Origin of the sequence: Streptococcus sanguinis, assembly GCF_003943655.1 — a bacterium.
GTDB classification, from domain to species: Bacteria; Bacillota; Bacilli; order Lactobacillales; family Streptococcaceae; genus Streptococcus; species Streptococcus sanguinis_F.
The window spans coordinates 12,619-36,662 of the sequence record NZ_RJMM01000006.1; the positions used below are offsets into that span (position 1 = coordinate 12,619).

The window sequence follows — 24,044 nt, forward strand, 5'->3', positions numbered from 1 at the left end:
TTTCCTTCTTTCATTTAGTGAATATGTCGGACAACCCATTTGCCTAAGGCTGTCTCTAGTAGATAGCTGCCGATGATGAAGCCTAGCAGATTGGTCAAGATATCACCCAAGTCAAAAATACCCAGGTGAAAGAGATACTGGCTCCCCTCGACCAGACCGATAGTCAAGGTAAAATAAGCCACATGCTTCCATGATAGCTTGCAGAGAAAGCCCAGCGGAATGAACATAATGATATTCATGGTCGGTACCAGCTTATCTCCATAGATCCAATTATAGGTAAAAGACTGCAAGTCCAGATTGAAGCCCTGCCTGCCGATATTTTTCAAAAAGAGAGCATAGAATAGAATGAGAAAATAAAGGGTGTAACTAGCTAGCACCAGCCAACGGGGAATGTGCCGACTGTAGAGACCACGAATAAAAAGCGACGTAATGGCTGTCAGAGTCAGGATAATAGAAGCTGGTATCAGCAGGTTCCACTCTGGCTGATTCTTGTAAAAGACGACGGCTACGTAGGCATAAAAAAAGCGCATATAGAGCCAAGACCAAAAAATCAGACTGCCTAGGAAGGCTGACATATCAAAGATTGTTTGTTTTTTCATCTGAAACCTCCCTTTCTTCTTTTTAAAATTATATCAAATTTCAATGGGACATTCTATTTTTTGCTTGACTTTGATTTACAGAGATGTTATCATCTAGTTATAAAGACTAGATAAGAAAGTGATAAAGATTTGAACACTCAACAAGTTTTTCCCAAGTGGGACGAAATACCAGAACTAGACCTATATTTGGATCAGGTGCTGCTCTATGTAAACAATGTCTGTGGCTCTTCCATTTCAGCTGCTGACAAGGGACTGACCGCTTCTATGATTAACAACTATGTCAAACACGGCTATATTGCCAAACCGGTCAAGAAAAAATATCAACGCCGCCAGGTAGCCCGCTTGATTGCCATTACGACCTTAAAAACGGTCTTTTCTATCCAGGAAATTTCTGCTACTTTAAATATGCTGCATAAGGAAGCAGATTCGAGAGAACTTTATGATGACTTCGTTGACTACATGAATGGCAATAAGTTAGAGGTAGCACCCATCATTTCTACAGCCTGCCAGACGGTCAAACTCTATCAAAAGACCTTATCCCTAATCCAAGTACCAAATGAGGAGGAAGAAAATCTTGAACTACGCGCTTAAACTCAGTAAAAAACTATCCTTTGGAGAGGAAATTGCCAACGCTGTTACCCATGCGGTAGGAGCCGTTCTGATGCTGATTCTGCTGCCTATCTCAGCCATTTATAGCTATGAAGGGCACGGATTGGTGGCTGCTGTCGGAACTTCTATCTTTGTCATCAGCCTCTTTCTCATGTTCCTCTCCTCAACAGTTTATCACTCTATGTCCTATGGCTCGACCCACAAGTATATCTTGCGCATTATTGACCACTCTATGATTTACATCGCCATCGCTGGCAGCTACACGCCAGTCGTGCTGTCACTGATGAATAACTGGTTTGGCTATCTCATCATTGCTATTCAGTGGGGCACGACCATCTTTGGCATTCTCTATAAGATTTTCGCTAAGAAGGTTAATGAAAAATTCAGCTTGGCTCTCTATTTGATTATGGGCTGGCTGGTTGTCTTTATCATTCCGCAGATTATCGGTCAAACTGGACCTGTATTCTGGGGACTCATGCTGGCTGGTGGCCTCTGCTATACTGTAGGAGCTGGCTTCTATGCTCAAAAGAAGCCCTACTTCCACATGATTTGGCACCTTTTCATTCTAGCGGCCTCTGCCCTGCAATACCTGGCTATCGTTTATTTTATGTAAGAGAAAAATACAAAACCGTCTGAGGATTCTCAGACGGTTTCTTCATTTATGTTGATTATTGATTTATCCCTGCTTTTCCAGAGGACTTCTTTGCTTGTGCGCTTTTCTGACTTGCTGAAAGATTGGATATAAGATTGGGACAGCGATGACTGTCGCTAGACTGGAGCCAAATGTACCAGTAATCTTAGCTACTGCCAGCAAAAAGGCTGCTGGTAAACTACTCCCACCAAACAGTGTTCCTGTCAGAGTGTACTTGAAGATATTAAGCACAATCTTCACCAAAGCAGCTGCTAATGCTGTAATAAGAATATTTCTTAGTTTATCCTTTCTCTGAAAGAGTCCTTCATACAGAAAATGAATCACCACGGCTACTGCAAGTGCTTCTAACAAGATGACTGGGATTTCTGCTGCGTAACCATTCAGCAAGTCAAATATTCCCAGTCCAATGGCAGCTGCTAAAAAACCGAGTTTACTGCCAAAAATCAGACAGCCCACTACCACAAGTGCATTTCCAAAGTGAATAAACTGAGCTCCGACAGGAATTTTAAAGAACTGAATGCTCAAAAAAATTAAAGCAGCAAATAAACTAATCGTGGTTACGGTTTGCAAATCAAGTGTTTGTTTCTTCATCTTTTTCCTCCATTAAGGCTTGAAAATCAGCAAAAAGCTCTCCTAGGTAGGGCTGGTAAAAAACGCCCTTCTTTTGATCTATTTGCTCTTTAAAGCTAAGTACCAAGCTCTTTTCAATAAACTTCAAAATCACAGGCAGGGCTTGCTTGATATCAACCTCCTGAACAAAAGCCGCAGCTACAAGAGTCGTCAATATATCACCCGTTCCAAAAAATTGCTGGGGCAGAGATGGACTGGAAAAGAGGTTAAACTCTTCTGTTCCCGCATCAAAATAGGCCACACCAATCTGTTTTTCTTTCATGGACAAGCCAGTTAGCAAGACCTTGCTCGGTCCTAACTCAGTCAAACGCTTGCAGTACTCCTCCCATCTATCTTCTGATAAACTATCTTCGTAGGGTTCTTCCAATAACAAACAGGCTTCTGTCAAATTGGGCAGAACCAAATCAGCATGCTGGCAGAGGCGACGCATATGGTCTAGATGGGCATCTGAAAATCCCTGATAAAAAGTTCCCTTATCCCCCATGATAGGATCCACGATAAGGGGCAAGCTTTTTTCCTCTTTAAAGCGCAGCAAATTTTCCACCTGAATATCAGACTTCAAATATCCTGTTATCAGAGCTGAAAAGTTGAACTCTAGGCTCTGCCATTGTTTCAAAAAAGCAAGCATCCCATGCGTGTAATCATCTATATAGATATTTGAAAAACCACCTGTATGGGACGACAAAATCATGGTTGGCAACAGGGCGACTTCTAGCTGGCAAATTGCAAAAAGCGGCAGGGCAGCTGTTGCGGCAACCTTACCTAAGCCAGAAATATCTGTGGCCAGAATGACTGTTTTTGTTTTCATGACTCCTCCTACTTGTTCTCTATTGTAAAATATCTGAAAATGAGTTACAATATGAAAAAATCAAATCTGTATGGGGACAGTTTTATGGTTAAAGCAAAATACCAACGCATCGTTGATAAGATTACTAAGGATATTAAAGAGGGAAAATTGGCTACTGGTCAGAAAATCCCTTCTGTCCGCAAGCTGGCAGAGCGTTATCACTGCAGTAAGGATACCGCGCAAAAGGCTCTGATTGAGCTCAAGTATCAGAAGTACATCTATGCCGTTCCCAAAAGCGGCTACTATGTACTGGAAAATGCTCAGGAAGAAAAGCAGGATTTGGAGCTGCCTGTGAGGGATGACCGCCACCAAGCCTACGAAGATTTCCGACTCTGTGTGAATGAAACTCTGATCGGCCGGGAAAATTATCTCTTCAACTACTACCCTCAGCAGGAAGGACTGGAGGATCTGCGCCGCTCTGTGCAAAAGCTAATGTTGGACTCTGCTGTCTATGCTTCTAGAGACCAGCTGGTACTGACTTCCGGCACCCAGCAGGCCCTCTATATCCTTTCACAGATTGACTTTCCCAATCAAAAAGAGCGAATCTTGGTGGAACAGCCGACCTACCATCGTATTAATGATCTTCTGCTAGCGCAAAAACTTCCTTGTGAAACCATTGAAAGAACACCTCAAGGGATTAATCTAGGAGAGTTGGAGAAGATTTTTCAAAGCGGAAAGATCAAGTTTTTCTACACTATTCCGCGCTTTCACTATCCCTTGGGCCACTCCTACAGTCGGCAGGACAAGGAAGAGATTCTTCGGCTAGCCCAGCTCTATAATGTCTATGTTGTAGAAGACGACTACCTATCAGACTTTGATGGCCGGCGAGAGCTAACCTTTCACTATTTAGATAATAGCCAGCGAGTCATCTACATTAAGTCCTTTTCAACCAGCCTTTTCCCAGCCCTGAGGATTACCGCCCTGCTCCTTCCGCCCCAGATTCAAAAGACCTTCATCGCTTACAAAAGCGCCGTGGACTACGACAGCAACCTCATCATGCAGAAGGCCCTATCGCTCTACATCGACAGTCTCATGTTTGAAAAAAATAGGCTGGCGCTGCTGCAGCTTCAGGAAGAGGAAGCAAAAAAGGCGCAGACACTGCTAGAGCGAGCTCAGCTGCCGCTAGACAGCTATCTGACCAAGGACGGCGTCCTGCTAGACTTGAGATCACTTTCTTCCGTCAGTGCTCTCAAACACAGCAGCCTGCCGTTTGACTTCTTTGAACAAAGCTACCTTGCTAGCTGCCCTTACCAGTATGCCAAGCTACACTACGATAACTTAGAAGAAAATCTAGAGAAATTAAAAGACTATTTAAAATAGGTGTAGAATTCATTTAGAATTCTACACCTTTTATTTAAAATCAGGCTTTTCAAGATTCCATCATCCCAGCCTGCAGTTGGTACATTTTCTTATAGGTGCCATCCTGTGCTAACAATTCTTCGTGGCTGCCGGATTCGATAATGCGGCCCTTATCTAAGACATAGATGCAGTCGGCATCCTGAATGGTAGACAGACGGTGTGCAATGGCAACGGTTGTCCTACCCTGCCGCATTTTCCTCAGTGAAGCTTGAATCAGCTCCTCTGTTTCCGAATCAATATTGGCTGTCGCCTCATCCAAAATCAAGATTTTAGGCTTAGTGGCGATGGTTCTGGCAAAGGCTAGAAGCTGCCGCTGACCGCTGGAAAATGTCGCTCCCCGCTCAGTCACAGGGGCATCATAGCCTTGAGGCAGCTGACTGATAAAGCCATGAGCATCTACAAACTTAGCCGCTTCTATAATGTCTTCTCGCGTCAGCTTCTCTTGATAAAGCTGGATATTGGAAGCAACGGTACCGTGATAAAGGAAGGGATCCTGCAAAACAAGTCCAATCTTTCGCCGCAGCTCCGCCTGATTATAGTCTTTAATATCACGGCCATCAATCAAAATCTGCCCTCGCTCAAACTCATAAAAACGCAGGAAAAGATTGATAATAGAGGACTTGCCAGAGCCAGTCGAGCCAACAAAGGCAATCGTCTGGCCTTTTTTGACAGAAAAGGAGATGTCCTGCAAAACATCACGCTTCCCATCATAAGAAAAGGAAACATGCTTGAATTCGATGCTGCCATCTTGGATTTGCAAGTCTTGGTTAGCCTGCTCAGGCTCATAATCTGTGCGATCCATGATTTCAAAAACCCGCTCCGCAGCAACCATAGATGTCTGCAGAACAGAGTAATTCTGCATAACATCAATCAAAGGATTAAAAAGTTGATTGACATACTGGATAAAGGCATACATAATACCAGCCGTAATTCCCGCCACTTGCCAAGTCAAGCCAAAGTAAGTCAGAATCACTCCATAAGCCAAGATTTTCAGCAGAGACATGGCCGGCCTCAGAAAGAGACTATTGATATTGAGATAGCGATTGGTGAAGCCTAAATGCTGACCGTTGATTTCTTCAAATTCCCGCAGCAAACGCTTCTCTTGCCCAAAAGCTTGGATAATCCGCATCCCTTCAATACTCTCAGATAGCTTGACATTTAAATCGCTGAGCTTATTCCGGACCTGCTTCAGCTGACGATTGGATAAATGCTGATAGAGCAAGATAGAGGCTGCCATCAGAGGCAAAAAGAGAGCAATCATGAGGGTCAATTGCCAGTTGAGGGCAAACATAGCGCTCAAAGTAACAACTAAAATCAGCAGGGAGCTCAAAAAATTAGAAAAAATCTCACTGAACATATCTGCGACTGCCTGAGTATCATTGGTCAGGCGGGAAACGATAGCACCAGCTGGCGTTCGATCAAAATAAGCCATTTGCAGACGCTGGATATTGGCAAAGCTTTCCTGTCGCAGGTCCCGAACCACACTTTGAGCCACACGCGCAAAGAAATACTTTCCCAAGAAGGTAAAAAGTACCCGCAAGAGGAACAGACCATAGTAAAGAGCCAAGAGAGGAAGGCCAGCCCAGGCTTGATTACGGCCGATAAATTGATCAATAAAATAGCGGGCCAGAAGCGGCAATGCCGTTGTGACAATAGTCGTCAGCAGAATGAAGGTCAGGGCCATGCTGCTCACTATCCTGTAACGCCACATATAGCCTAGGAGGCGATGAAAAGTTGCTTTCTTTTTCATGTTAATCTTCCTCCTTCAAGCTTTCTGCCAGCTGCTGATTATGGTATGTCTGGGCATACCAGCCCTTTTGCTCCAATAGCTCTTGGTGAGTCCCCCGCTCCTTGATACGGCCCTCTTCCATGACCAAAATCAGGTCTGCATGCACCAAAGCCGACAGCCGATGAGCTGTGATAATAGTTGTCTTGCCAGCACGCTCAGACTTTAGATTTTCTAAAATCAGATGCTCTGTCTTGGCATCAACAGCCGACAGTGAGTCATCCAAAATCAGAATTTCAGGATTGGTAATAATAGCCCGACTCATCGCCAAGCGCTGCTTCTGCCCACCAGACAGAGACAAGCCACGCTCACCGACAATCGTATCCAACCCCTCTGGCATAGCCTGAATATCCTCATAAACACCGCAGAGTTGAGCGGCAGCTAGAACCTGACTATCTGTCAGCTGGGGATTAGCAAAGCGAATATTATCCCGAATCGACAGAGCAAAAAGCATCTGTTCCTGTGGTACATAGCCGATGAGATGTCGCAAGTCTTTGAGGCGGTACTCTCGGATATCATGGCCATTCAGATAGATAGCCCCCTCCTGAATATCCTGCTCCCGCAGCAGCAAGCGCAGAAGAGTGGTTTTCCCTGAGCCCGTCTGACCGACAATTCCCAGTGTCTGTCCCTGCTCAATGGAAAAATGAATATCCGATAAACTAGTCTCCTCTGCATAAGAAAACTTCTGAATGTCATAGTCCAATCGACCATTTTCCGCATGAGAAAGAGGTTGTTCAGCTTCCTTGACATCTGACTCCTGAGCTAGCAGTTTCTCGATCCGTTCATAGGAAACGGCACCTCGCTGGCCGATGTTAAAAAGATAGCCTGTAGCCTGCAGCGGCCAAACCAGCATATCCAGATAAGTAATAAAAGTAACCAACTCTCCTATGGTAAACTGTCCTTGGGAGATAAAAATTCCACCGAAAATCAAGGTCAAAACATAAGAAAGGCCGATAAAAAGCAAAACCAAGGGGTCAAAAAGAGAATCGTACTTGGCAGCTAAAACGTTTTTTTCGTAGACTTCCTGATTTGTCTTGGCAAAAGACTGAGTCTCAGCTTCCTGATAGCCAAAGGATTTGGTCACTCGAATCCCTGAAACACTCTCCTGAACTTTATTGTTCAAATCCGAAAAAGCCTCTTGAGCAGCCTTAAAACTTTCATGATTTTTACGACCAATCAAACCTGTTCCCCAGGACAAGAAAGGCATGGGCACAATGGCAATCAAAGTCAGTCGCCAGTCCAAAATGAAAAACATAGTCAGCAGGGTCACCAAGGCTGTAATAGAAGCATCCACAGCTGACATGACTCCGCCACCAGCCAGACTGACAACCGCATTGATATCATTGGTCGCATGAGCCATCAAGTCCCCTGTTCGATATTTCTGATAAAAAGAGGGAGACATTTGAGTAAAGTGCTCAAACAATCGAGAGCGCAGAATCCGTCCCAGATTATTGGACGTCCCTAAGATATAAAGGCGCCAGACATAACGAAGGCCGTACATGATAAAAGCTGAAGCAATCAGCAACAGCAAATTAAAGAGCAGCTCTTGAGAAGTCAGATGTTTGCTAGCAATTCGGTCAATAACCTGACCGATGACTCTAGGCGGTATCAGATTGAAGACACTTACCAAGGACAAGGCCAAGATACCAATGATATAGCGCCGCTTTTCCAACTTAAAAAACCAGGCTAATTTTCTAATGAGGTTCATAATTTCTCCTATTCTTACTGGTCTTTTTATTATACTGTTTTTTGAGGAAAAATGAAACACAGCGGATTGGAGCGCTGTGCTTCGATTCTATTTTTTACTGGTCAGCTGGTAACTAACAGCCAATAAATCAAAGATTTCCTGATCGCTCAGGCTATCATCCAAGGGCAGACTGAGCCAATATTTCTTATTCATGTGAAAGGCCGGGTAAATCCCCTTTTTCTGAATCAGCTCTGCCACATGGTCATTCTTAACATTCAGCACCTCAATAGCGCCGCTTCGCTCTGCTTCAAACTTAGACCAGTCTGTGGTCAAAAAAGCTCCGTACCATTTCTTACTGTCCTGGTGGCGGAAAACCCCAGCTTTAGTCGAGCTCTTTCTGGACGACTTCTCCCAGAGGTACTCTATTTGCCCCTGATAAACCTCAGCTGCATGATCCCGCAGTCGCTTACTCTGCTCATAGAGAAAGCCAACCTCGTCAAAACAGTGCTGACGGATAGCCAGCAGTACTGCCTGACAAGCTTCACGAACCTGACCGACAAACTCACCCGTCACTTGCTCCATCTTGACCTGTAGATAAGCGTCATCAGTCTCACAGTCAAAGACCTGATAGTCCAGCTTCCCATCTCTGATAGTTATTTCCAAGCGAAAGTCACCCTTCATAATCTTCTGCGAGAAACGGTAAGCTCCATCAGACTTCTTAAAGCCGTAAGTCTGAAGCTTGTCTAGATTAGCCTTGTATTTTTCAAATAGTTCCAACATCTACTTAGCCGCTGCTAGCGCAGCTTCCCCCTCCTTAAAATACAATTTTAGTTCCATGCAGCTGGTCTACTGCCAGACTATCTATAACTTCCTGACGATTGCCCAGATGAATCCCACCTCCCGGCATGATATCAATCCGATCAGCAGCATGCTCGATTAATTCGTCCAGCCAAGCAAAATGCTCCTCAATCGGCTCATTAGCAGGCCCTCCGTGGGTCAAAATTCGCTGGACACCGTTCTCCATTAGCCAATCCATTTCGCCAAACTGGTATTCAGCCGGTATCGCATCAAAAGCCATGTGAAAAACTACTTCCAGTCCCTTGCATGCCTCTAGCAGCCGCTGCATCTTAGGAACATCTATTTCATTCTTCTCCGTCAAAACACCAAAAACGACTCCCTGACTGCCGGCTTCCTTGGCTTTTTGGATATCAGCCAGCATAATCTCAATTTCAAGATCCGAGTAAACGAAATCACCGCCTCGGGGCCGAATCATGGTCATCACAGTCGCACCGTAAGGCTTGGCTAAGTCAACTGCTGCTTGAATTACGCCGTAACTGGGTGTCGTGCCTCCGACAGCCAGATTATCACAGAGCTCAATCCGCTGGGCTCCAGCCTTCATAGCCTTTTTTAACAAGGTTACATTTTCCGCACAAAATTCATAAAGCATTATCTTACCTCTGATTTAATATATTGATTTCCTTTATCTATTATAACACAAGAGCTTCGCGATATCAGCTCTTATCAAATTTTCCAGCTTCTCTCTTACACCAATCAAGCCAATGGATCTGATAGTCTTCCTTGGACTAAATGCGGTTCTGTAGGCATCTTTTCTCCCTTACAATGCTATTGCTCAAATAATAGTATAAAAACTCCATTTGATTCGGAAAGACTCCTCCTCAAATGAAGTTTTCTTTTTTAGATTCCATAACCCATGCTGAACTGGATTTTAGCAGTTCCATTCTGGAAGCTAATTTTATTAATACTGAATTGACTCTGCGGCAGAGCTAGAAGGAAACTATCTCCCTCCGTTGTGATAGATGAATTAGAGGCCTGCATTTGTTGCTTCAGCATGCCTGTCACCCAAGATTTAGGGATAGGAAGGGAGCCCAGCTTGGCACTATCGATTGTGATGTGCAAGACATTATCCCTCACCGTCACATCCACCTCTAGGTCCAGCTTACTGTCAATGAAGAGCAGCTTGACTGGATACTGGATGCGCAGCTTATTGCCTTCAATACTGTAAACGCTGTTCAGCAGCTCCTGATTCTCAGAGTCAGTCAGAGAAGACTTGAGCACCTGATTAAGCTGGACGCTATTGAGAGAAACCTCCGTGCTGACTCCCTGAGCCGTCACATTGGCATTGCTCAAAGCTGGCTCAATAATACTCATCCAGGAAGCACTGCCTTGAACATTCTTTAATTGTTCACTTTGATTAACAGATGCAGGAACCAGAAATAGCACCGCTGCAAGCAACAACACCAAAGCAATTCCCACTACTCTTTTTACCATTTTCATGTTTGTATTCCTTTAATTTGAGAAAATCCCTTTAGCTAAAAACACAAAAAGGATTTATCTTATTTTACACTATTTTTGCATAATTTTCTGTAACAAACATATTAAAAAGCTAACAATCCTGTGAGAAAAGGCTGGGACAGATCATCCCAGCCTCTCAATCACATAGCGCTAGTTTTACAAAGCTCATCATAAATAGCCTATTCTTATTTAATCACTTCTTGGGTCTTAGCGTAGTTGGCTTCAACTGCTTCTTTTTCAGATTTCCACCAGTCTTGGTTATCCGTGTACCACTTGATCGTCTCTTTGAGACCTGCTTCAAAGTTGGTGAACTCTGGCTTCCAACCTAGCTCATCGCGAAGCTTGCTGGCATCAATAGCATAGCGGAGGTCGTGGCCGGCACGATCTGTCACATGATCATAAGCATCAGCTGGCTGTCCCATTTCCTTAAGAATCAGCTCCAGCACTTCCTTATTGTTCTTCTCACCGTCAGCACCAATCAAGTAAGTTTCGCCGATTTGTCCCTTGGTCAAAATCGTCCAAACACCTGATGAATGGTCATTGGTATGAATCCAGTCACGAACGTTTTTACCTTCACCGTAGAGTTTTGGCTTGATACCGCTCAGGATATTGGTGATCTGGCGCGGAATGAACTTCTCGATGTGCTGGTAAGGACCATAGTTGTTTGAACAGTTCGAAATAGTCGCTTTGACACCAAATGAGCGCACCCAAGCTTTGACAATCAAATCTGAAGCTGCTTTAGTTGATGAATAAGGCGAGCTTGGATTGTACTTGGTTTCAGCCGTAAATTTCTCACCTGGACCTTCTCCATGACCTGGCAAGTCTTCACGCAGAGGGAGATCTCCATAGACTTCATCAGTCGACACATGGTGGAAACGAATGTCGTATTTACGAGCTGCTTCCAAAAGTGTGTAAGTTCCGATGAAATTAGTGTGGATAAATGGACTCGGGTCATTGAGCGAGTTATCATTGTGGCTTTCTGCCGCATAGTGAACAATAGCATCTGCTTCAGAAGCCAGCTTATCAACCAAGGCTGCATCAGCAATATCTCCAACAACCAACTCAACACGGTCACCTAAAATTTCTTCAATGTTGGCACGATTACCCGCGTAAGTCAGCTTGTCCAGCACTGTCACATGGACATCAGGAAAGTTATTGTAAACATAGTGGACAAAGTTAGAACCGATAAAACCAGCTCCACCTGTCACGATAATTTTTTTGTATTCAGTCATTTCTATTCCTTATTTTTTTATAATTGCCTTAGATGGTGGGGACGTAAGCAAACCTCCGGTTTCATTGCTTATTTTTGAGCCTTATGTCTCAAAAATCCCCTGTCATGTAACAAACTAAATAATTTGTTACATGACTTACACCACAGCGGCAATCATTTCTTTAACTCGCTGAGCTCGGATAGGAGCTGAGCTAAATCATATATTTTAGTATCAATTAATGAATCAGAAAAAAATTTTTTTTTACAAATCTTCTTTTCTTAGTGGTTTTACATCCTTAAGTAATGGATGGTTCTTGTCTGCTTCTGAGACTTCTGCAGCTTCTAGGTTTTCCCACTGGATACCTAAAGCTGGGTCTGCATAGTTGACAAAGGCATACTTAGGTTTGAGTTCCAGAGCCCAGTAGTCATTCACCAGATAGCTATAGGAAACGGTGTCAGAAAGGACTTGGAAGCCGTTGGCAACGCCACGTGGCACAAAAATCCCCTTGCTGGCATCAATTTCTGTCTGGTAAGTATTGCCAAAAGTCTCACCTTCACGCAGGTCTACCCAAGATCCCAGCACCTTGCCACCATCTGCAACAGAGATGTACTTATCCCATGGTTCAGCATGAAGACCACGCAGGACATTTTTACGAGAAAAGCTGACATTATTTTGCAGTTTCCCTTCTGCAAAGAAGCTTTCAGGGAAGCCTAGCGGCAGCATTTTTTCCTTTTGGAAATTCTCCTTAAACCAGCCTCGATTGTCCCCACGAACAGGGATATCAAACTCCAGCATTCCAGGAATTCCAGGAACCTCACGCGCTGCTAATTCCTTATCAAAAAATTGTTCCGTCATCTTCTTATTCTTCTCCAATCAAGCGCAAGAGATAGTGACCGTACTCATTCTTTTTCAATGGCTGCGCCAATTCATGCACTTGCTCTTTAGTGATATAACCCATACGATAGGCAATTTCTTCCAGATTCGCCACCTGAACGTTCTGCATCCGCTGAACTGTTTCGATATATTGAGCTGCCTCTAAGAGACTTTCGTGGGTACCTGTATCCAACCAAGCAAAACCACGTCCCATAAGCTCTACAGACAAATCACCACAATCCAAGTAAGCCTTGTTAACATCTGTAATTTCCAATTCTCCGCGAGGACTTGGTTTGATGTTCTTGGCAATTTCTACAACATCGTTATCATAGAAATACAGTCCTGTCACTGCATAGTTAGAGCGCGGCTGTTCTGGTTTTTCTTCGATGGAAATAGCATTCATATTCTCATCAAATTCTACTACACCAAAGCGTTCTGGATCCTTGACATGGTAGCCAAAAACAGTTGCTCCTTTTTCTTTAGCAGCAGCATTTTGGAGCATTTTACTCAGACCTGGTCCATGGTAAATATTATCCCCAAGAATCAGCGCCACGCGGTCATCTCCAATGAAATCAGCCCCAATGATAAAGGCTTGTGCCAGCCCGTCTGGACTTGGCTGCTCTGCATAAGAAAGCTTGATACCAAACTCAGAGCCATCTCCCAGCAGATCCTCAAAACGAGGCAGATCCGTCGGAGTGGAGATAATCAAGATGTCCTTGATACCAGCCAGCATAAGAGTTGACAGTGGATAATAAATCATGGGTTTGTCATAAACCGGCATGAGCTGTTTTGACGCAGCGCGGGTCAATGGGTACAAACGTGTACCAGAACCACCTGCAAGAATAATACCTTTCATATGAGTTTCCTCTCTTAATGTATTCTCCTTATTCTACCATTTTTGAAAGCGGATGTCATCCTTTTCACTACCCTTAAATAATAAAAGAAAAAGAGTGGATATTCCGCTTTATTCCGCTCTTTAATTCCAAGTTGGCATCATCCCAAAGCCACATCCAAGACCATCATGAGAACAAAGCCCACCATGAGACCTAAAGTCGCCACATCTGTATTGCCATTGGTCTGCGAATCCGGTATCAGCTCCTCTACCACCACGAAAATCATAGCACCCGCCGCAAAGGAAAGAGCATAGGGTAGAATAGCCGTCATGGCCATAACAGCAACTGCCCCCAGAACAGCCCGGATTGGCTCTACAATAGCGGACATGGAACCCCAGTAAAAGGCCTTAAGCCTAGACTTGCCGTCCGTCCGAATCGGAATGGACAGAGCCGCTCCTTCTGGGACGTTTTGCAGGCCAATTCCCAAAGCTAGGCCAATCGCACCGACAAAGGCTTCCGGACTAGGATTGGCGGCCAAAGCACCAAAGGCTACTCCGACTGCCAAACCTTCTGGAAAATTGTGAATGGTAATGGCTAAAAAGAGCAGGGCTGTCTTGGACAGCTTCTTGCGGCTATGCTCAGGAACACTCTCTGCCTCCGAAATGTCCTTGCTCAAGTGCAAGTGAGGCACTACTGCATCAATCAGCCGCAGGAAAAAACCTCCCACTAAAAAACCAATCGCTGAAGGCAGCCAGGATAGCTTGCTATAAGAACTTTGCGCATACTCAATCGACGGTGCCAGAAGCGACCAAAAGGAAGCCGCAATCATGACGCCTGCCGCAAAGCCCATCATAATATCCAGCAGCTTGCGACTGACCTGTTTAAAGAAAAATACAACAGCTGAGCCCACAATAGTACATCCCTATGTAAAAAGCCCCGCCAAGAGTGCCTGCATAACCACAGGCTGCGATCGTAACCAGTCCATAACTTCTCCTTATCCTCTGAAATCAATCATACAAAATCGTCTTGGTTTCCCCGATACAGCGTTTTTCCTCATTCCAGTAATGAATCCGCTCGAAAGAGCCTTTCCGCCAGTAGAGAGGCAAACGTTCACGTATGTCATCCTGCATATCTATTTGGTCAAGTTCCGAAATCTTCCACCATTTGGGCTCCCCTTCATGATCGTTTCCCCTGACCTGTCCTTCAAATGCAGTACAAAGAAAATCGTAATATACATACCGTTCTTCTTTACTTGGATTAGTGAAGCCTGAAATCCCCTTCAATTCCAAGTTTAGAGCAGTCAGTCCCGTTTCTTCTTTTAACTCGCGCCTTGCAGCTTCAAAAAAAGATTCTGGAAATTCCACCTTCCCGCCTGGTTGTATCCACCCTTTAAAGTTATCATGCTGGCGATTAAGCAGTAAAATTTCATCATCTTTTTTCACACAAACATTGACCCAATTCAAAATAGTTTCTGTCATATCAAACCTTCTCCACATAGAACTAGTAACTTTAAGAAAACCTCAATCATGACACTTGCACAACCACAAGCTGTAATTTAAAGCAATACCTAAAAAACTTACTCTAACTTAATATTATGTATTTTGGATAGAAAATCTAACTATCTGATGATTTTGAACAATGACTTCATATTCACCAAATCCAGAATGTTTACTATTTTTTCCGACACTAATAGCCATAAGATAGCGAGCATTTGGTAGCTTAGTTAAATCTAGCTGTTCTTGTAAAATCTGTTTGATTTTATCATCATTCTTCTGGTCTTGACCAATACTAATGATAGTTCCATCTTCCTGCTCCACGTTCAAAGTTACCTTCACTTCGATGGCAAGAGCCTCTTTTTTCCAACATATCAGAAATAGGGATTGGATACAAGCCTTGCAAAGACTGGCCTTCTTCCAGATTCTTTTTTATAAGAGCCTTGGACAGCCAGCTCCATTTTATCTTTCGGAACTTGCGAAAAAACTCCCCACATGTCTGTGAAACTCAGAAACATAGAGACAAGAGCTAATAAAACAATGATTACCACACTAGATAGAAAACAACCTAAGACACCGAAACCTATTTTATGTTTGGTATTCTTTACTAGTGCCTGATTTTCACCATTATTATGAAAAACAAGAGGATGTTGAGAACGACTTTTGCGTCTAGTAAATAGAATAAGTGATATTGATAATACTAGTAAAATGAAAAATATTAAAAACATTTATCTTCCTTAAGCGCCTTCTTCTTCACATACCGCTCAATAGGATAGTCAGCTGGATTCAGAAACCCTGCTTCTCCTAAAGCCATCTGGGCCAATTGGCGTCCGATAAGCGGGCCAGTTGTCAGACCAGAAGAGCCTAATCCGCTGGCAGCGTAGACATGCGGTAAGTCTGGAACAGCTCCAAAGAAAGGTGCAAAGTCGCTGGTATAAGCCCGTGTTCCCACGCGCTCACCTAAAATCTCTGTAGTAGCCAACCTCGGCAAGTAAGTTTCCGCTTCTTGCTGCAACTGATTCAGTACCATCTTATCTACCGTCAAATCAAAGCCCTGATCATTTTCATGACTGGCCCCGACACTAACTTTGCCCGCCAGAAAGGGAATGATATCCAGCTCGCCCTCAGGCATAACCACAGGGTAGTCATCCGTTTGGTCAGCCAGTTTAAAATCACGTAGCTGTCCCTTTTGCGGCCGAACATCTGTCTTATAGCCCAGTGGCTGCAAGATTTCTCCTAGCCAAGCACCCACAGCTAAGATGACACAGTCAAAGCTGCGTCCGTCCACAAAAAGTTGCTCTCCATCTACTGTCAAGCTTGCCTTTTTCTCAACCAACTCTGCCTTGCTTGCTTTCACAAGCGTCTCCGTCAAAAGTGCTCCCTCCACACGGGCACCACCGGAAGCATAAAGAAGCCGCTCAAAGCCTTGCAAGTCTGGAAATTTCTCATGGGCTTCCTGAAGGCTGAGAAGACTCAAGTCCCCTATTAAGGGCGACTCTTCCCGACGATTAGCAGCCAAATCATAAAGTTCCTGCAGCTTGCTCTCGTCCCTTTTCAGCAGATAAACACCTGTCTGTTGGTAAAAGTCTGTCTGGATCCCAGCCGCTTTCAGATCCGCAATCAAGACCTGATAAAAATCAGCGCCCCGACGCGCCATCCTGTACCAAGCCTTGTTGCGACGCTTGGAGAACCAAGGACTGATGATGCCAGCTGCTGCCTTGGTTGCCTGCCCCTTGCCGTCATCAAAGACAGTCACCTCCACATCTGGTGATTTGGACAGATAGTAAGCCGCTGTTGAACCGACAATCCCAGCACCAATTACTGCTACTTTTTTCATGTCGCTCCCTCTCAAATATGTCGGAAAGGATTGGTCGAAGCCTGACTAGCCAGAATCTCAATCCCCCATCCCTCTTCTGCCTTCCAAGTATCAAGCTTTTCTTTTAATTTTTCCGTAAATAGAACCTCGATATGATGTCCAGGATCCAGCGCCAAAAGTCCTTCTGTAAGCATCTCCTGACCTGTATGATAGTAAATATCACCTGTAATGTAGACCTGCGCTCCCTTGGCAATGGCCTCCAGATAAAAGGACTGACCGCTGCCCCCACAAATAGCCACACGCTCAATCACGCGTTCGAGATCCGCTTCTTCATAAGTAACCAGACGCAAACTATCTAGTCCAAAACTTGCCTTGACCTTAGCCGCAAAGTCCCCAAAGGTTTGAGGAGCAATCCTCCCCACGCGGCCAATACCACGTTCTGGACTCGTTTGACTGAGAAAACTTGTCTCCTCAATATCCAATAGCTGGCAGAACCAGTCATTAAGTCCGTCCTCCACGACATCAATATTGGTATGGCTAACATATACAGCAATATCATGCTTGATAAGGTCTAAAATCATCCGATTTTGAGCCTTATCAGCCACTAGGTCCTTGAGCGGGCGAAAAATAGGCGCATGCTTAACAATAATCAGTCCAGCACCTGCCTCAATAGCCTCCGCCACTGTCTGCTCACGAATATCCAGTGCCACTAGAACCTTGTCCACTTCCTTATCCAAAGTTCCGATTTGCAGGCCTGAAATGTCGCCCTCCATGGACAGTTCTTGCGGGCAATAGGCTTCATAACGGGCAATGATTTCACTTGCTAACATGGAGCACCTCCTTGATACTTTCGATTTTTTGGGACATAGCAGAGCGTTCTAGCTCATTCTTTTCTGGGATATGGGCTAGAGCTCCTTCAAGTTTCTTCAGTTCTTTTTGCCACCTTAACTGAAAAGCAGGTGACTGTTGCTTCATCAGAAAAGGTCCAAAGCGCTTTTCTGGCTCTGTCAAAGTTTGCTGGCCTGCTTCAGCCACTAGAATTTCATAAAACTTCCCCGCCTCTTCTAAGACATCCTCAGCCAGCAAGCGAAAGCCGTTAGATAGCAGCCAGCTGCGGAGCTCATCCTCTCGGTTATTGGGCTGCAAAATCAAGCGGGAAATAGACCCAAGCTTAGCTCTGCTATTTTCCAAAATCTCTGAAATCAAGCGACCACCCATGCCAGCGATAACGATGGTGTCAATCTGATCTCCCGCTTCCAAAGCTGCCAGACCATTGGCCAAACGAACTTCAATCTGCTCCGTCAGCCCATGCTCTGCCACATTTTTCTGGGCAGACCGAAAAGGCCCTTCCACCACTTCTCCGGCCAGAGCCTTCTCAATCCGTCCTTGCTGAATCAGGTAAATAGGCAGATAGGCGTGATCGCTGCCAACATCCAGCAACTTTGCCCCCTCCGGCACAAAAGCAGCTACTCGCTCCAAGCGTTGGGAAATAGTCTTTTTTTGCATTGCTCACTCTTTTCTAAACATTCTTCTATTCAGTATATCATTTTTAAGGGTATAAAAAAAGCAGCGGAGACAAAATCAGCCTGTTGATAAACTGATTTTGTCTCGCCACTTGATGATGGGGTGTTCTACCCATCACTTTTTATTTGATTTTCTGATACTCGGCAGCTAAACCGCGCTGAACTGCCGGACGAGCTGCAATCTTCTCCGCCCAAGCAGATAAATGTTTATAGGAGGTGGCATCCAAGAACTCAGCTGCGCCTGGGTAAAGCTTATCCTGCACCAACTGACCATACCAAGACCAGATAGCAATATCAGCAATACTGTAGTCATCTCCTGCAATATAAGATCTCTTGGCTAATTCTTTATCCAACAAATCCAGCTGTCGCTTGGCCTCCATGGTAAAGCGGTTGATGGGATATTCTAGCTTTTCGGGAGCATAGTTAAAGAAATGACCAAATCCGCCCCCCAAGAAAGGAGCCGCTCCTGTCTGCCAGAAGAGCCAGTTGAGCACCTCAGTCCGACCAGCCAAATCTGACGGAATAAGCTTTTCAAACTTCTCTGCCAGATAAAGCAGGATATTCGCCGACTCAAAGACAGGAATCGGCTTATCAGCTGACTGATCCAACAAGGCCGGAATCTTAGAGTTGGGATTGATTTTCACAAAATCTGAGCCAAATTGGTCGCCGTCCATGATGCTGATCTTATAGAGGTCATAGGCAGCCTCTGTCACACCTGCTGCAAGTAGTTCCTCTAGCATAATCGTCACCTTGACCCCATTAGGAGTCCCAAGTGAATAAAGCTGAAAAGGCTCTTTACCGACAGGAAGCTTCTGCTCAAAGCGCGCGCCAGCAGTAGGCTGATTGATACCTGAAAATTTTCCTTGTTCGCTATCCGCAGCAGACCAGACTTTTGGCAATTGATAGGTCATACTTTTCTCCTTTTTTATAAAACCAAGGGCCTGTCGTATCTAACAGGCCACTGTAAATCTAATAAAGTCAGTCCTTCCATAAATTCATGGCATTGAGGAAATCATCTGAAACTGTCACATTTTGAGGATTAGCTGCTTCACGTTCTTCCCGCTTGGCTTCTACCTGAGCAAGTGTGGTGATACCTTCTTTACGCCAATTGCGCAAGATAGCCTGAATATACTTCCAGTTGGCCTTGCCATTAAACACAGCCTCACGAAGGGCAGCCTTGACCAAGTCAGGATTGGTTTTGTCGTCTTGAACAGTCTTGGTCAAGTCCTCAATTTCAAAGGGTGTCAGGAGACGGCCCAACTCCTGCTGAAAGGTCTCAACCAAATCTTTCAAGACATTCTGAGGTGCCTTTGCCACAGTCTGATGACCACTTTTGGCTGCCAGCAGTTCATCCAGCTTTTCCAAAGCCGGTGAAGCATCAAAGATAACCTCTGTCTCTCCATTCAGCTCAATGGTCTTATACTGCAAGAGACCTTTCTCCGTCAAATGGGACATAGAGCGATTGACTTCTGACAGGGTCTTGCCAATATGCTCCGCAATCTGACTAGGCGCCAGCTCTTCCAAGGAAGTCGTATTTTGCAGATAGAAAAACTGCCAGACCAAAAAATCATCGCTGGAATCAAAGATGTCCTTAAAATGTAAAAGAAGAGCGCTCGGGATTACTAGATTGCCCGATTTAAAAGCTGATAAATAAGTCATGTCACCTCTTATAGATAAGCAAAAAACGATACATCATTTTCAGGACTTTCCCAGTCAAAAGGCGTCTCCTGATAGACAGCATAATTGACCCAATTGCTGAAAAAGAGTGCAGCGGCCGAACTCCAGCACAAGGCCGGTGTCGTATGGACATCATCGTTTTTAAAATAATTCTCTGGAATGTGTGGATTCTTCCCTGCCTTCAAGTCGCGGAAATACTCCTTGGATAGAGTATCGCGGTCGTATTCCATGTGACCGAAGCTATACACCTCTCGCAAGTCTCGGCTAGCCAGCACAGAGAGACCCGTATCCTCTCCATACGAGAGAATTTCCAGATTAGTCAGATTGACAATATCTTCCTTCAGAACTTCAGTATGACGGGAATGCGGCGCATAAAACTCATCGTCAAAGCCACGAAAAAGCAGATTGCTGCTGTCAGCTGACTGGCTATAAACACCCGATAATTTGCGCGTCATCTGGTGCTTGTCAACGCCGTAGCGAGCGTAAAGTCCAGCCTGAGCTCCCCAACAGATATGCAGAGTCGAAAAGACATGGGTCTTAGACCATTCAATCACCTGCTGGAATTCTTCCCAGTAGTCCACCGCTTCAAAAGGCAGATGCTCTACCGGTGCACCAGTGATAATCAAGCCATCAAAATAGCGATTTTTAACCTCATCAAAAGTCTTATAGAAAGTCTCCATATGCTCTGCACGTGTCGTTTTAGACTGATGAGATTTCATGTAGAGGAAGTCAATAGTCAACTGCAGCGGGGTATTAGCCAAATGGCGCAGTATCTGAGTCTCTGTCACCATTTTCTGAGGCATGAGGTTGAGTACCAAAATATTCAGAGGGCGGATATCCTGATGGTCCGCCCTATCGTCATCCATGACAAAGATATTCTCAGAACTTAAAATGTCAACAGCTGGCAGTTTCTTATCAATCTTAATTGGCATGAAAATATCTCCTTCAATCGTTAGAAAGGCTTAGAAATACTTATCCAGCCTATTCTTTGTTTATCCAATGTACTTTCATTATACTGAAAGGAGATATAGTTTTCAATTATACTTTTTCTCTAACTAGATATAGCTAGAAACTATGTATTAATAGTGCATCAGAACCTTGTAGTCGTAATCGCCGATAACTTCGCGACCCTTGAGTTCATCAAGCTCAATAAGAAAGGCGCAGCCAGCCACTACACCGCCAAGACGCTCAATCATCTCAATCGTTGCCTTCACTGTTCCACCAGTCGCAAGAAGATCATCGACAATCAGAACGCGCTGACCTGGCTTGATAGCATCCGCATGCATAGTCAGGGTATCTATACCATACTCTTTTTCATAGTCGGCTGAGATAACTTCACGAGGAAGCTTGCCAGGCTTGCGGACTGGAGCAAAGCCGATTCCTAACTCAAAGGCAACTGGACAGCCCACGATAAAGCCACGAGCTTCCGGTCCAACAATCATGTCAATCTTCTTATCTGTCGCATACTGAACAATCTCACGAACAGCGTAGCTATATGCATTTCCGTCAGCCATCAATGGGCTGATATCACGGAATGTCACGCCTTCCTTTGGATAATTTTCGATTGTTGCAATGTAGTCTTTTAAATTCATGATATACTTTCTTTCAAAAAAATTTTTTACTCTCTATTATATCACTTTTTCATCCAAATGGTAACAGAAAAACTTACTTTTTAAGCCTATCTATTATTTACATAGAAAAGCCAATTTCACATTCATTTAAGGTAAATCTCACGAAAGTTAAAATCCTTTCCATCAAGTGGAAAGGATTAGATTGTTTCATAGAAGATGAGATGATTTCAAATCTATCGAACAGAGAGAAAAAATTCAGTTTTGACGCTCAGGATAATTTCATTCATCTAAAATGTTCTCCTTTGCAAGACTTAGGCTTAGTCTGGTACCATCTCATCTCTCCATCAAATAATCATAAATCTCCTGCACGGTGCCCAGAGCCATGAGTTCTTGTTCTTTGACCATGCGCTTGAGGTCTTGGTAAATATGACTACTGTCAATTTCTTTCTTTTCAGCTTCCTTATTGACCGTCATGACGCCTTCTGTGATGCTGACAAAGCCCAGCTCTTCAAAAATCTGAATCATTTTGACCAAGAGAATAGGATCAATTTTCAGATAAACTGCTAGGTCCTTGAGCTTATAGCGAACGTCAAACTCGGGGAACTGATAGATTGTCTTATATAGTTTGGCAAACTGCTCACGGGTACCATAACCTGTCAGATAGTATGGCTTGGCAATCTCATTCTTAAAGTAAATCGCTTCGAAATCCTGAGATTGAAGAATCTTCTTCAAGTCCTGCAAATCATCGGGAAGGTCATAAACCACAACCGCTCTGCTATTTGCCAAATCCGGCAATTCCTCTGTGAAACGCAAGACTGGAACCTTGTCAGGCAGCGTCGCATTTTTGCTGCGGATATTGAAAAGCTGAACGCCGTCCACACGGGCATCTACCAGCATGAGCTGGAGACTGGTCTGTCCATTCCATTTATTGACAGAGAGGCTGACCGCCAGCTCCAGATTCTTTGTCTGGGCAAACTCTGTCGCCAGGCTTCCTTGCCCAAAAGCTACTACTTCAAAAGATGCATCTTGCTGAGAAATTTTCAGCTTGAGATGGCTATTGCCAGCCCCCATAGTCCGTGCATTGTCCACTTTAAAGTCCTTGAGGTAAAAAAGCGGCTTCTTATTATCCATACCAAAAGGCGCCAGTTTTTCAAAGCTTTTGAGTGTATCGAGGGTTAGTTCTGGCAGGTGCAGCTCCTCATCTAAATACAGGGCTGTTTTGCCAGTCAAATCCAAATCATTGTCTAAGATATACTCTGTCAAGATATCAGCAAGCTCCGCCAGCTTGTCTGCTTCGAGAGTCATTCCAGCTGCTCCAGCGTGCCCACCAAAGGCTACAAAGAGATCACGATGGCTGTCCAAGGCCTCAAAAATATCGACCGCTTCAATACTGCGGGCGCTACCCTTAGCGATACCATCCTCAATATTGAGCACTATAACTGGCTGGTGCAACTCTTCCAGCAAGCGCCCAGCGACAATCCCTAGCACACCGGGATTCCAGCCTTCCTTGGCCAGCACCTGCACTGGTCTCTTAGGGTCCAGCATGGTTTGTGCTTCTTCATAAATCTGCTGGACGATTTCTTTGCGTTCGTCATTTTTTTGGTTGATCATAAGCGCAATGTCACGAGCTTCTTCGTCATCAAAGCCAGTCAAAAGCTCAACTGCTGGATTGGGATCATCCAGCCGTCCCAGTGCATTGAGTCTGGGGGCAAGCTGGAAACCAACCGTTTCTTCATCAATCTCATCAGGCTGAATGCCTGCAATTTTGAAGAGTTCCTGAAGTCCTACTCGCTGGGTATTTTTGAGAACAGAGAGACCATATTTGACTAGAATCCGATTTTCCCCCGTCAGACTGACCATATCGGCAATGGTACCGATAGCAACTAAGTCCAAAAGTTCGACTTGGACTTCTTCCAGCAAGGCTGTTGCCAGCTTAAAAGCCACTCCACAGCCAGCCAGATGCTTGAAAGGGTAATCCGCTCCGCTATGTTCCGGATGGACAATCGCATAGGCATTTGGCAGCTCCTCAGGCATGGAGTGGTGATCCGTCACGATGACATCCACGCCGAGAGACTGGGCCAGCTCGATAGCTTCAAGGCCAGCCACTCCATTATCCACTGTAATAATGAGCGAGATGCCTTGATTTTCAATAAAATATTTGTAAACACTGCTATTAGGACCATAGCCGTCCGTAAAGCGATTGGGCAGATAGACCTGACACTCCGCCCCCAGCTGCTCCAAGGCTTCCTTGACAATAGATGCCGAGGTCATCCCATCAGCATCATAATCACCGTAGATCAAAATTTGTTCGTAATTCTCAATGGCTGTGCGAATGCGCTCCACTGCCCGATCCATATCATGCAGGTCATAAGGATCGTGAAGCTGGTCTAAACTAGGCTCCAAAAATTCCTGTAAAGCCTCTTCAGTCTGCATACCTCTTTGGTAAAGAAGACTGGCAGCGGCAGGTTCTAATCCAGCTTTCTTAGCCTTTTTTAAAAATTTTTCGTCTATAAAATTAGTGGCAAACTGCCAGTCGTATTTTGAGCTAATCATGATGAGTGAAAC

General features: G+C 44.6%; 26 protein-coding genes and 1 pseudogene. 3 read left to right on the forward strand and 24 right to left on the reverse strand.

From position 1 onward, the window contains the following. Positions 1–14 precede the first annotated feature (14 nt). Positions 15–599 carry a VanZ family protein gene (locus D8886_RS04210; RefSeq protein ID WP_125342515.1) on the reverse strand — a complete coding sequence of 195 codons (585 nt, stop codon included), beginning with the start codon at positions 597–599 and terminating at the stop codon, positions 15–17. Between the two features lie 129 nt (positions 600–728). Between D8886_RS04210 and D8886_RS04215 the strand changes: the two genes are divergently transcribed. Both D8886_RS04215 and trhA read left to right on the forward strand, forming a co-directional pair. Next, a complete protein-coding gene (locus tag D8886_RS04215) occupies positions 729–1,190 on the forward strand; it encodes a DUF1836 domain-containing protein (RefSeq protein WP_125434319.1) in 462 nt (153 codons plus the stop codon). Then, entirely contained in the window at positions 1,174–1,821 is a 648-nt protein-coding gene (gene trhA / locus D8886_RS04220; RefSeq protein WP_002900134.1) for a PAQR family membrane homeostasis protein TrhA, read from the forward strand. The genes D8886_RS04215 and trhA overlap by 17 nt, the downstream gene beginning before the upstream one ends. A gap of 63 nt (positions 1,822–1,884) precedes the next feature. Here trhA and D8886_RS04225 read toward each other — a convergent pair whose 3' ends face one another. Next, positions 1,885–2,451, reverse strand: coding sequence for an ECF transporter S component (locus tag D8886_RS04225; protein ID WP_125434320.1), 567 nt, complete (start codon positions 2,449–2,451; stop codon positions 1,885–1,887). After that, on the reverse strand, positions 2,432–3,298 hold the full coding sequence (locus D8886_RS04230; protein WP_125434321.1) for a pyridoxamine kinase: 867 nt from the start codon (positions 3,296–3,298) through the stop codon (positions 2,432–2,434). Before D8886_RS04230 ends, D8886_RS04225 begins: the two co-directional genes overlap by 20 nt. Before the next feature lie 39 nt (positions 3,299–3,337). Between D8886_RS04230 and D8886_RS04235 the strand changes: the two genes are divergently transcribed. After that, positions 3,338–4,657, forward strand: coding sequence for an aminotransferase-like domain-containing protein (locus D8886_RS04235; protein WP_125434322.1), 1,320 nt, complete (start codon positions 3,338–3,340; stop codon positions 4,655–4,657). Positions 4,658–4,706: 49 nt separating this feature from the next. Here the strand turns inward: D8886_RS04235 and D8886_RS04240 are convergent, their stop codons facing one another. The 21 genes and pseudogenes from D8886_RS04240 to recJ all read right to left on the reverse strand — a co-directional run bounded on the left by D8886_RS04240 (position 4,707) and on the right by recJ (position 24,032). Then, positions 4,707–6,446, reverse strand: a complete 1,740-nt coding sequence (locus D8886_RS04240) for an ABC transporter ATP-binding protein (protein ID WP_125342510.1) — start codon at positions 6,444–6,446, stop codon at positions 4,707–4,709. Position 6,447: 1 nt separating this feature from the next. Then, the gene (locus D8886_RS04245) at positions 6,448–8,190 is read right to left on the reverse strand and encodes an ABC transporter ATP-binding protein (RefSeq protein ID WP_125342509.1); all 1,743 of its coding nucleotides are present in this window, start codon (positions 8,188–8,190) and stop codon (positions 6,448–6,450) included. 87 nt (positions 8,191–8,277) lie between these two features. After that, a complete protein-coding gene (locus tag D8886_RS04250; protein ID WP_125342508.1) occupies positions 8,278–8,949 on the reverse strand; it encodes an MmcQ/YjbR family DNA-binding protein in 672 nt (223 codons plus the stop codon). 34 nt (positions 8,950–8,983) lie between these two features. Continuing rightward, on the reverse strand, positions 8,984–9,616 hold the full coding sequence (locus D8886_RS04255) for a copper homeostasis protein CutC (RefSeq protein WP_185761246.1): 633 nt from the start codon (positions 9,614–9,616) through the stop codon (positions 8,984–8,986). Between the two features lie 64 nt (positions 9,617–9,680). Continuing rightward, a pseudogene (locus D8886_RS04260) lies at positions 9,681–9,770 on the reverse strand (GNAT family N-acetyltransferase); the annotation flags it as partial. A gap of 94 nt (positions 9,771–9,864) precedes the next feature. Then, positions 9,865–10,464 (reverse strand): hypothetical protein, encoded by a 600-nt coding sequence (locus D8886_RS04265; RefSeq protein WP_125342506.1) that lies wholly within the window; start codon positions 10,462–10,464, stop codon positions 9,865–9,867. A gap of 203 nt (positions 10,465–10,667) precedes the next feature. Next, positions 10,668–11,714 (reverse strand): dTDP-glucose 4,6-dehydratase, encoded by a 1,047-nt coding sequence (rfbB, locus tag D8886_RS04270; RefSeq protein WP_002906330.1) that lies wholly within the window; start codon positions 11,712–11,714, stop codon positions 10,668–10,670. Between the two features lie 240 nt (positions 11,715–11,954). Further along, positions 11,955–12,548: a dTDP-4-dehydrorhamnose 3,5-epimerase family protein gene (locus tag D8886_RS04275; RefSeq protein WP_049541299.1), complete on the reverse strand. Its 594-nt coding sequence runs from the start codon at positions 12,546–12,548 to the stop codon at positions 11,955–11,957. 4 nt (positions 12,549–12,552) lie between these two features. Next, positions 12,553–13,422 (reverse strand): glucose-1-phosphate thymidylyltransferase RfbA, encoded by an 870-nt coding sequence (gene rfbA, locus D8886_RS04280; protein ID WP_049541301.1) that lies wholly within the window; start codon positions 13,420–13,422, stop codon positions 12,553–12,555. Positions 13,423–13,559: 137 nt separating this feature from the next. Continuing rightward, positions 13,560–14,312, reverse strand: coding sequence for a ZIP family manganese transporter TmpA (gene tmpA, locus D8886_RS04290; protein ID WP_260469492.1), 753 nt, complete (start codon positions 14,310–14,312; stop codon positions 13,560–13,562). 94 nt (positions 14,313–14,406) lie between these two features. Continuing rightward, positions 14,407–14,877: an 8-oxo-dGTP diphosphatase gene (locus tag D8886_RS04295; RefSeq protein ID WP_125434323.1), complete on the reverse strand. Its 471-nt coding sequence runs from the start codon at positions 14,875–14,877 to the stop codon at positions 14,407–14,409. Between the two features lie 114 nt (positions 14,878–14,991). Continuing rightward, the gene (locus tag D8886_RS11790; RefSeq protein WP_260469490.1) at positions 14,992–15,216 is read right to left on the reverse strand and encodes a hypothetical protein; all 225 of its coding nucleotides are present in this window, start codon (positions 15,214–15,216) and stop codon (positions 14,992–14,994) included. Between the two features lie 50 nt (positions 15,217–15,266). Further along, positions 15,267–15,620, reverse strand: coding sequence for a hypothetical protein (locus D8886_RS11795; protein ID WP_260469491.1), 354 nt, complete (start codon positions 15,618–15,620; stop codon positions 15,267–15,269). Further along, positions 15,611–16,729, reverse strand: a complete 1,119-nt coding sequence (locus D8886_RS04305) for an NAD(P)/FAD-dependent oxidoreductase (RefSeq protein WP_125434324.1) — start codon at positions 16,727–16,729, stop codon at positions 15,611–15,613. Before D8886_RS04305 ends, D8886_RS11795 begins: the two co-directional genes overlap by 10 nt. Before the next feature lie 11 nt (positions 16,730–16,740). After that, the gene (locus tag D8886_RS04310) at positions 16,741–17,538 is read right to left on the reverse strand and encodes a Nif3-like dinuclear metal center hexameric protein (RefSeq protein ID WP_125434325.1); all 798 of its coding nucleotides are present in this window, start codon (positions 17,536–17,538) and stop codon (positions 16,741–16,743) included. Further along, positions 17,525–18,214 (reverse strand): tRNA (adenine(22)-N(1))-methyltransferase, encoded by a 690-nt coding sequence (locus D8886_RS04315; protein WP_125434326.1) that lies wholly within the window; start codon positions 18,212–18,214, stop codon positions 17,525–17,527. The genes D8886_RS04310 and D8886_RS04315 overlap by 14 nt, the downstream gene beginning before the upstream one ends. A 139-nt stretch (positions 18,215–18,353) precedes the next feature. After that, a complete protein-coding gene (gene yghU, locus D8886_RS04320) occupies positions 18,354–19,142 on the reverse strand; it encodes a glutathione-dependent disulfide-bond oxidoreductase (protein WP_125434327.1) in 789 nt (262 codons plus the stop codon). Positions 19,143–19,209: 67 nt separating this feature from the next. After that, the gene (locus D8886_RS04325; protein WP_002909462.1) at positions 19,210–19,890 is read right to left on the reverse strand and encodes a DnaD domain-containing protein; all 681 of its coding nucleotides are present in this window, start codon (positions 19,888–19,890) and stop codon (positions 19,210–19,212) included. Between the two features lie 8 nt (positions 19,891–19,898). After that, positions 19,899–20,840, reverse strand: a complete 942-nt coding sequence (gene metA, locus D8886_RS04330; protein WP_125434328.1) for a homoserine O-acetyltransferase MetA — start codon at positions 20,838–20,840, stop codon at positions 19,899–19,901. A 147-nt stretch (positions 20,841–20,987) separates the two neighbouring features. After that, on the reverse strand, positions 20,988–21,500 hold the full coding sequence (locus tag D8886_RS04335; protein WP_125434329.1) for an adenine phosphoribosyltransferase: 513 nt from the start codon (positions 21,498–21,500) through the stop codon (positions 20,988–20,990). A gap of 312 nt (positions 21,501–21,812) precedes the next feature. After that, the gene (gene recJ, locus D8886_RS04340) at positions 21,813–24,032 is read right to left on the reverse strand and encodes a single-stranded-DNA-specific exonuclease RecJ (RefSeq protein ID WP_125434330.1); all 2,220 of its coding nucleotides are present in this window, start codon (positions 24,030–24,032) and stop codon (positions 21,813–21,815) included. Between the last annotated feature and the right edge of the window lie 12 nt (positions 24,033–24,044).